Origin of the sequence: Fervidicella metallireducens AeB, assembly GCF_000601455.1 — a bacterium.
Taxonomy (GTDB): domain Bacteria; phylum Bacillota; class Clostridia; order Clostridiales; family Caloramatoraceae; genus Fervidicella; species Fervidicella metallireducens.
In genome coordinates this window covers 1-4,926 of the sequence record NZ_AZQP01000079.1, presented here as the reverse complement: position 1 = coordinate 4,926, position 4,926 = coordinate 1, and the positions used below count along the sequence as shown (strand labels likewise).

Below are 4,926 nucleotides of genomic sequence, written 5' to 3'. Positions count from 1 at the left end.
AATAGAGAATATATTAATTGGAATAAGAACAGAAAGGATTTAATAATGCAACAGATAAATTACAATGGTGAAAGTTTTCAATATAGATTAATAAAAAAGAAGAAAAAAAATATAACAATTAGGATAACAAAAAATGGAGAGGTAGTTGTAACATCTCCGATTTATGTAGATGAAAAATATATATGCAAATTAGTTGAAAGTAAAGCAGAATGGATTATCGATAAAATAAAAGAAATGGAAAAAGTAAAAAAGCAGGCAAAAAATATTGAATATAAGTCAGGTAGTGCAATTGAATATCTAGGCGAAAAACTTATTCTAGATATAGCTGAAGCTAATGTGAATAAAGTCAGCATTTATATTGATGGAAATAAACTATTTATTAAATTGCCAAAGGATAAAGGCAATATATTTAGTCAACAAATTTTAAAAACAGAGATATCAGAATGGCTCAAAAATCAGGCTAAAATAATACTTAAAGAGAGAGTTGAATTTTTAAGTGAAAAAAATAATCTTATACCTAACCGTGTTGTAGTTAAGGAGCAAAAAACCATATGGGGAAGCTGTTCAAATAAAAGGAATATTAACTTAAACTGGCGCCTTGTAATGATGCCCATTGAAGTTATTGATTATGTTGTTGTACATGAACTATGCCACCTAAAACACCACAACCATTCAAATAATTTTTGGAGTTTGGTAAAGGAAATTATGCCAGACTATGAGGTGAAGAAAAGGTGGCTAAAAGAAAATGGCGGTAGGATAATGAACATATAAAACGCACTGATTAAGGGGAGTAAATAAATCTGTGTATTAAGATTGGGAGTAACCCATTAAAGCAAGCTTAAAACCTGGCTAAATAAGATATTTGTGCTTAGTTTTTATAAAAGTGGATGGACTTCAAATCGAAATTGTGGTTCATTTTTAGTCTTATATAAGCATATTTTTGCCATTTAGACTAATATCTTAATATTAGCTTAACCCACTGAAGTGCCTTTGCATATTATAGAAATGAAGTAATTTTATTGAGGTTTTTCATGAATAAATTTTTTATTTGTCCCTTTGTATCAGTAGAAGAATATAATAGGTACAGAAGACAGTTTAAAATGCTAACAAGGGATGAAAGTCAAAAGGTATTTAAAGCTGAAATATTAGATTTTAAACAAGGAGATGTAAATGGGGATGGTTTTAAGGATAACGTGTTTTTAATTGGAAATAAGCCATATGGAGATGAAAGTCCATTTGTAGATAACATAACTTTAATTATACAATGTGGCAGAAGTCAAAGGTTTACAAGAGTAAATTTAAAAAACGATGCAGGATACAACCCAACTATTTTTCTGGGAAATTTTACAAATGACAGAGGGGAGGAAATTTTGATTACAATAGATACAGGGGGAAGTGGTGGTACTATATATAGTTATGTTTACTCCTTCCTTAATAATGATTTAAAGAAAATCTTTGATTCAGATAAGTTTAACGATGAATACATCTACAGGGTGAGTTATAGAGATAATTTTAAAGTTGATGTCATAAGTAAAAATTTGGCATACAAATATACTTTAGATATTGAATACAAGGGAAAGGAATATTTATCAGAAATATATGACGATAGCGGGAAACTAAAAGAGCCAATAGAAGGCTTTGTTAGACCACTGGGTGGACTTTATTCCATTGATTTTAACAGGGATGGTGTTTTAGAATTATACGCAGCACAGGGCATATCAGGTAGATATGGAGCAGATGGTTTAGGATTTGTTGAAACAATATTAAAGTGGAGTGGCAGAAGATTTGAAGCCGAGAGGCAATATGTAGCTATATTTGGATCAGAAATAAAAGTGTAAATAATTTATATTTTAGAAAAAAGTATTGTAAACTACAATTATACATGATACAATCTTAGTGAAAGGTCTTTAAATCAGTCCAGTGAGGCTGGTAAGAAAAGTAGATGGATATGTTTATATGTGTTAATGCGTCTATAACTTCTTACCAGCATGGTAAGGAGTTTTTTTATGCTAAAAACTTTTAAATCAGTACTGAGATACTGAAAAAGAAGGAGGAATTATAATGGAACAAAAAATTACAGCAAAAGAATTAACGATTCAGGAATTGTCAATATGGGAAAAGACAAAAAGGGTTATACTTGCAATTCAACACTTAATTGCAATGTTTGGAGCAACAGTTTTAGTTCCAATTCTTACAGGTCTTGATCCATCAGTTTCAATCTTTTCAGCAGGTCTTGGAACAATGATATTTCACTTGTGTACAAAGAAAAAAGTTCCCGTATTTTTAGGTTCATCCTTTGCATTCATTCCAGGAATACTGGCAGTAAAACAAGTATACAATGGTGATTTAAGATATGCACAGGGTGGAATTGTAGTAGCAGGTTTAATTTATATACTGGTTTCATTTTTAGTTGAAAAGATAGGTGTAGAGAAAATAAGAAAGGTACTTCCAGCCCAAGTTGTAGGACCAATGATAATGGTTATAGGTCTTAACCTTGTTCCAGTGGCATACGGAAGTGCAAAGACAAATTTTATAGTATCAATAGTAACTCTTGTAACTGCAGTATCAGTTACATTTTTAGGTAAGGGACTTATAAAGCAATTATCAATAATAATAGGGGTAACCGTTGGGTATATTCTATCAGCCGGAATGGGAATAGTAGACACAGCAGCAGTTAAAACCTCCCCGCTTTTAGCAGTACCAAATTTCACTCTTCCAAAGTTTGATGTTGCAGCAATAGCAATAATAGCACCAGTTGTTTTAGCAGTTTTCATGGAACATATTGGAGATATAACTACAAATGGAGAAGTAGTTGGAAAGGACTTCATTAAAGATCCAGGTTTAAATAGAACACTACTTGGAGATGGACTTGCAACAATGGTAGCAGGACTAATTGGAGGACCAGCAAATACAACATATGGAGAAAACACAGGTGTGCTTGCAATAACTAAGAATTATGACCCATCAATCTTAAGAATGACAGCAGTTTTTGCTATGATACTAGGATTTGTAGGTAAGGTTGGAGGATTCTTAAAGACAATACCTGTACCAGTTATGGGCGGAATAAGCTTTATGCTATACTCAATGATAGCACTAATAGGTGTTCAGACAATAAAGAACAGTAAAATTGAGTTTAATATAAAGAATATAATAATAATGGCAACAGTTTTAATACTAGGACTTATGCCAACCTATACAGGAATTAACATAGGAATTCCTGTTACAAAAACAGTGAGTATATCAGGTCTAAGTTTTGCAGCAATAGTTGGTGTTGTTGTAAATGCAGTGCTAAATAGAAAATAGAGAATTTAAGTGGTATAATAAAAAGAAATAACATAGCCGTAGGAGAGAAGTGTGCTTTCCTACGGTTTTAAAATCTTTATAGAATTTATTGACAAGGTTACAGCATTAAGGGTGTTTTAAATATTATTCAACAAAAAGTTTTTCATATTCATCAACATATTTTTCATCTAAACCTTCAACCAAATCATGAAAATGGGTTCTATCAACATTTCTTTTAATATGAGTATCTTTTATTACCTTATTAAGCACATTCAAAGCTTTTACAGCTTCGTATTTACTTATAATGTAATTTGAAATATTCAAAGCATGACCATCTCTGAATACAATTTTATAATATAAAGAGCCATTATAACGCCCCCTATCCTTTACTCCAATAAATACTTCTTTAATATCTGAATAATTATAATTCTTTTTAAAGGAACTAACTATACTATGCTTTTTTATTCCTTTATCAGAAAAAGAGTAAAAATTATTAGCAGAGAAACAGAACAAAATTAAATCGAAAGTAATCAGGATAAATATAGATATTGATAAAAATTTAGGTTTTGTTTTTCTGTTTATAATATTACCTGCAGGTCCAAGTTGAATCAGACCACCGCTTTTTTTATGATGTTGTATGGCAACAAAGTAGAAAATAACTAATATTACCAAGAGAGCTGGCAACATTATACTTACAATATAATTTACAAATGTTCCAGTTATAAGTATATACTCATTTATATCTACACATCTCCCAATGAAATAAAATCTTAATTTTTCTACACATAAAATATAAGCTAGAATAAATAAAATTGATAAAATAAAAAGAAAAAGTTTTTTAAAAAACTGCCATATTGAACTAACGTCAAGTAACCAGTTGAATAAGTTATACATAAATCCTCCTTAATAAACCTTGGTGAAAACTGATAGTAATTATATTATAATATAAAATAGCAATTCAGAACACAAAATATAATGAGCCTAAGAAAGGGGACATTTATGAATTTTTTCAAATATGGGGAAGATGAAATAAACTACCTGAGTAGTAAAGATGATAAGCTCAGAAAGTTCATTGAAGAAATTGGACCAATTAAGAGAGAAGTTATTCCTGATACTTTTCAGGCGTTGATATCAAGTATCGTTTATCAACAGATTTCAACAAAGGCTGGAGATACAGTTTGGAAAAGGTTAAATGATAGCCTTGTAGATTTAACACCTGAAAATATTATTAAAGCAACAGATGAGCAGCTTAGAGAATGTGGATTGTCAGGAAGAAAAGTATCCTATTTAAAATCCATAGCATTGGCAGCAAAAAATAAAACAGTTGATTTTGAAAATTTGCATATGTTATCTGATGAAGAAATAATTAAAAAATTAGTAGGTCTGTACGGGGTAGGTGTGTGGACAGCTGAGATGCTTTTGATTTTCTCTCTAAACAGAATGGATGTTTTAAGTTTCAACGACTTGGGTATTAAAAAGGGGCTCATGAAGCTCCATGGCTTAAATGAAATATCAAAGGAAGATTTTCAAAAGTTTAAGAAGATATATTCTCCATATGCTTCTGTTGCTTCTTTATATCTATGGGAAATTTGCAGATTGTAAAACTTAAGGCTGTGCAATGTTAGTTTGCACAGCCTTAAATTT

5 protein-coding genes are annotated in these 4,926 nt (G+C 30.7%); 4 read left to right on the top strand and 1 reads right to left on the bottom strand.

What is annotated here, in order from left to right; all coding sequences use genetic code 11:
• The 3 genes from Q428_RS13320 to Q428_RS13310 all read left to right on the top strand — a co-directional run.
• Positions 1 to 771 (top strand): M48 family metallopeptidase (locus Q428_RS13320; protein WP_051515184.1); only part of this gene is annotated, 771 nt, incomplete at its 5' end.
• A gap of 329 nt (positions 772 to 1,100) precedes the next feature.
• The gene (locus Q428_RS13315) at positions 1,101 to 1,838 is read left to right on the top strand and encodes a hypothetical protein (RefSeq protein ID WP_035381735.1); all 738 of its coding nucleotides are present in this window, start codon (positions 1,101 to 1,103) and stop codon (positions 1,836 to 1,838) included.
• A gap of 223 nt (positions 1,839 to 2,061) precedes the next feature.
• Positions 2,062 to 3,303, top strand: a complete 1,242-nt coding sequence (locus Q428_RS13310; protein WP_051515183.1) for a uracil-xanthine permease family protein — start codon at positions 2,062 to 2,064, stop codon at positions 3,301 to 3,303.
• A 123-nt stretch (positions 3,304 to 3,426) separates the two neighbouring features.
• Here Q428_RS13310 and Q428_RS13305 read toward each other — a convergent pair whose 3' ends face one another.
• Complete coding sequence (locus Q428_RS13305) at positions 3,427 to 4,176, bottom strand: hypothetical protein (protein ID WP_035381730.1); 750 nt, start codon at positions 4,174 to 4,176, stop codon at positions 3,427 to 3,429.
• A 105-nt stretch (positions 4,177 to 4,281) separates the two neighbouring features.
• Here Q428_RS13305 and Q428_RS13300 point away from each other — a divergent pair, with 105 nt between their 5' ends.
• Complete coding sequence (locus Q428_RS13300; RefSeq protein ID WP_035381728.1) at positions 4,282 to 4,884, top strand: DNA-3-methyladenine glycosylase family protein; 603 nt, start codon at positions 4,282 to 4,284, stop codon at positions 4,882 to 4,884.
• Positions 4,885 to 4,926: the final 42 nt, after the last annotated feature.

Coding starts and splice junctions, on each gene's coding strand:
- Q428_RS13310 (WP_051515183.1), top strand. CDS start 2,062: ATGGAACAAAAAATTACAGCAAAAGAATTAACGATTCAGGAATTGTCA.
- Q428_RS13300 (WP_035381728.1), top strand. CDS start 4,282: ATGAATTTTTTCAAATATGGGGAAGATGAAATAAACTACCTGAGTAGT.
- Q428_RS13305 (WP_035381730.1), bottom strand. CDS start 4,176: ATGTATAACTTATTCAACTGGTTACTTGACGTTAGTTCAATATGGCAG.
- Q428_RS13315 (WP_035381735.1), top strand. CDS start 1,101: ATGCTAACAAGGGATGAAAGTCAAAAGGTATTTAAAGCTGAAATATTA.